Annotated in this window: 3 protein-coding genes; all 3 read right to left on the bottom strand. The window is 67.7% G+C overall.

Annotated elements, in window-relative coordinates:
• Positions 1-953 precede the first annotated feature (953 nt).
• Positions 954-1493 (bottom strand): chlorite dismutase family protein, encoded by a 540-nt coding sequence (locus IXW69_RS11350; RefSeq protein ID WP_018023089.1) that lies wholly within the window; start codon positions 1491-1493, stop codon positions 954-956.
• A 58-nt stretch (positions 1494-1551) separates the two neighbouring features.
• Positions 1552-2939, bottom strand: a protein-coding gene (locus IXW69_RS11345) for an IS3 family transposase (protein ID WP_094067111.1) whose coding sequence is annotated in 2 segments (ribosomal slippage) — positions 1552-2597 and positions 2597-2939 — 1389 coding nt in all. Because the reading frame shifts where the segments join, the coding sequence is not laid out codon by codon here.
• 333 nt (positions 2940-3272) lie between these two features.
• Positions 3273-3537 (bottom strand): hypothetical protein (locus tag IXW69_RS11840; protein WP_228525379.1); only part of this gene is annotated, 265 nt, incomplete at its 5' end.

Raw genomic sequence — 3537 nt, 5'->3', positions numbered from 1 at the left:
GAACACCACCCGCCTGCACGAGGCCCTGGGCTACCGCACGCCCGCGGAGGTCGAAGCCACCTACACTCACCACAACGACGTAGCGCCCGTTGCGTCCTGACCACGGAACGAAACCCAGGGCGCTTCAAGGGCGCTGACTGTTGCCTTGGCCGCCGCCCTCTCACGTCATGCGACGCGGACCGTTCTTGTCCACTCCGGGCCGAGCGTGAACGGGCTAGTTTGGGCGCGTGCGAACGCCTGAAGAACGCCCCTCGGGGGCCCGTTCGCCCGTCTGGGCGGGCTGAGGGACGCCGATGAGTTCTGCCCTGGAAAGACCGGCGGAGTCCCGACGGATACGCACCGCTTATGCCAGCTCCTTCGTCTTGTGTCTCATCATTGGTCTGGTTGGCCTTGTCGCGTTGGTCCTGGGTGGGGCACCGAGTGATCCGGGCCCGGGCCAGGGTGCCGATCTCGGTCGCTTCCGGCTCATCGCGACGCTGGTTGCCGTCGCGTGCATGTCACTCTCGATTGCCGGGGCACTGCTGCTCCGGCGGAGGTGGCGGCGCCGTCGAGCCCGCCTCATCTTCGCCGTCCCGCCAAGCTGGCCAACGCCGCCGGAGCGGTGGTCACCTCCAGTCGGTTGGAGCCCCAGCTCAGAATTCCCAGAACCGCCGTCGGGCTGGCAGTTCTGGCGTGAACATTGAGCCAGGCGTCAACGCCCCGTCGATTACGGCCCAGTTTTCAGCCGTCGTCGACACGTGGCGAACCGTTCGGGGTCACGCCCGCATCTGCCGCGTTGAGGGCGGGGACGCTCGCCCGCATCTGCCGCTGTAGGGGCGGGGACGCTCGCCCGGTCATGCCGCGATGGGCGTGCGTTCTTGCCCGGTGAGCCATCGTCTACTGAGATAGCCCGTGTGCTCGTGGACCCGCCATGAGCACACTTGTCCTGTCGGCAGAGCCGGGAGCAGGGCGGGTCACCGCGCGAGGCGGATGTCGACATCTCGTTCTACGTAGCCCCACTCGGGGGTCGTGCGGAGTCGGTCTACGAGCTCCTCGAACGCGGGGGCGTCTTGGGGGGCGTACTCGAACCAGGCGAGGAAGTCGAAGGGCTCGCCCAGGTCATGGCCGTGGTAGAGCTGGCGCGCGACTGCCGGCAGGTACTCCAACCCGACCGCGATGTGGTGGGAACTCTCCTCGAGGAGGTCACGGCGTTCGTCCTGAGCGAGCTGCCACCAAGCATCGGACTTGGTGATGGGGATGAGAGCCGCCCGGGTTGCTTCGGGCCGGCCGAGCTGTGGCTGCTTGGCGTCCAGTGCCTCCTGCTCCTCGCGTCGGGTGTAGCGCTTGTAGCTCGTCGTCCCGCGCAGCACCCAGGCCGCCTCGACGTCGCCTGCACGTGACCCGTCGAGCACGGCCAACCGTGAGACCACCGGCAAGGACGGACCAGTCACCGGCTCGATGCGTTCAACCTGCCAGGCGCCCACCCGGCCTCCGGCAAAGACGTTTAGCGGCATGGAAACGACGTTACCGCACCCCTGCGGAATTTGTCAAGGTAGTTGAGGCCGGTGGGTGTTAGGCGGCTAGCTCGATGCCGGTGTTGTCGGCGGGTTGGTTGATCCAGGCCGTCGGTGGGATGGCCAGGATCTTCGGATCGCGGTTGGTGGCGAATCGTTCGGGGTTGCGGGCGCGGGCGGCGGCCAGGACGAGAGCCCGCTCGCCAGCCTTCGCCGCGGCGAGGCCGTAGTGGACGTCAGCGGGGGTGTTCAGTCCGATGCCGGTGTGGTGGTGGTGATGGTTGTAGCCGGCGACGAAGTCGGCCATGAACGACCGGGCGTCAGTCAGGGAGCCGAAGCGTTCGGGGAACACGGGCGCGAACTTCAACGTCTTGAACCACGCTTCGGAGTAGGGGTTGTCGTTGCTCACCCGGGGCCGGCTGTGTGACTTGGTGACCTCCAGGTCCGCCAGGAGCGCCGCGACGGTCTTGGACGTCATGGACGTGCCCCGGTCGGCGTGCACGACCTGCGGGATGCCGTGGACCCCGAAGATCTCCTTCATCATCTCGGCCGCCAGGACGGCGGACTCGGCCGCGTGCACGTGCGCGCCGACGATGTAGCGGGAGTAGATGTCGATCATCACGTAGGCGTCGAAGTAGGTGCCCTTGATGGGCCCGGCGAGCTTGGTGATGTCCCACGAGTAGACCTGCCCGGGGGCGGTGGCGACGAGCTCGGGGATGGTCCGGGCCGGGTGGCGGGCCAACCGGCGGCGCTCCTTGATCTGCGCGTTCGCGGTCAACACCCGGTAGATCGTGGAGATCGACCCCAGATACACGCCCTCGTCGAGCAGGTGGGCGTAGATCTGGATCGGGGGCAGGTCCACGAACCTGGGGCTGTTCACGACCGCCAGGACCTCGGCCCGTTCCGCGTCGGTGAGCTTGTTCACCGGCACCCGGGCCCTGGTCACCACCGGGGTGCGGGGGCGGCGGGTCGCGGTCGCCCGCGACACCCCGACCAGGATCGCCGCGGCCCGGGTCGGGACCCCCGCACCGGTCAGCTCACGGTAGGTAGCCATCAACGCGTGGTGTGCTCGGAGTCGTCCCGCGATCTCTTGGTAAGCACGTCCAAGAGATCGTGTGCTTTTCCCATGATCACCAGCGCCGCCTCGGTCGTCACCAACCTCCGCTCGGCCTTGTCGAGCTGACGGCGCAACCGGGCGATCTCCGCCTGCTCGGCCGACAGCCGCCCGATCTTCTCCCCAGGTTGTTTCCCCGCGAGGACCCCTGCGTCACGCATCCGGCGCCACTCGCTGACCAGCGAGGAGTACAACCCGTGCTCGCGCAGGTACGCACCGCCCAGGCCGCTGGCGACGGCCACCTCGTAGGCGGCCAGGTGGTCAAGCTTCTGCGCCGAGGAGAACGACCTCCGCGAGGTCGGACCCCCCGAACGAGGTCCGGGACTGGGCATACGACCATCGTCGCGCACCGCGATCAAAGACGAACTCATGATGATTGGACTCCTGGTTTACGCCCCACGCTGGCGGACTTGCTATGAACCACCGGCCTCAACTCATCCTGACCCGTAGGGCACCGCCGCGCCCACCCCACACCAGGATCCAGGTCAGATGCCCGTAGCGACTCAGAGCGTCGTAGGAGGCGCCCACCAGGCCCGCGATCAACCACACGGCGATCACCGTTCGCAACGCGCCGTGGGTCCACCGCACCGACAGCCGTGTCAGCTCAGGATCGACCGGCGGGGGAACGGAGGGGTCGCGGGCATGGCTCCCCGGTCGCGTCGCGCTCACGTGTGCCCCCTCCGCACTCCCCGACTCACGCACTGCCATCGGCACGCGAAGCGTGTCCCGTAAGGGCCCGCCGCCGATGTATTGCGAGCGCCCTTGACGGTGTGCTCCATGTTCTCGACCCGGGCCTCGTGAGGTGAAGCGCCCTGGGTTTCGTTCCGACCTGTTATCTCAAGGAGGATCGGATCATGCCCCAGAAGTACACGCCCGAGTTCAAGGCGCGCGCCCTGCAGCTCATCGAAGAACGCGTCCAGGCCGAGCAGT

The sequence above is a fragment of the Actinomyces haliotis genome (genome assembly GCF_015355765.1).
In the GTDB taxonomy this organism is placed as follows: Bacteria; Actinomycetota; Actinomycetes; order Actinomycetales; family Actinomycetaceae; genus Actinomyces; species Actinomyces haliotis.
Note: the sequence above shows the minus strand (reverse complement) of the source record. Positions and strands in the feature narration are given on the sequence as shown.

Excerpts from the sequence above, each read along its gene's own strand:
- IXW69_RS11350 (WP_018023089.1), bottom strand. The coding sequence starts at position 1,493 with ATGCCGCTAAACGTCTTTGCCGGAGGCCGGGTGGGCGCCTGGCAGGTT.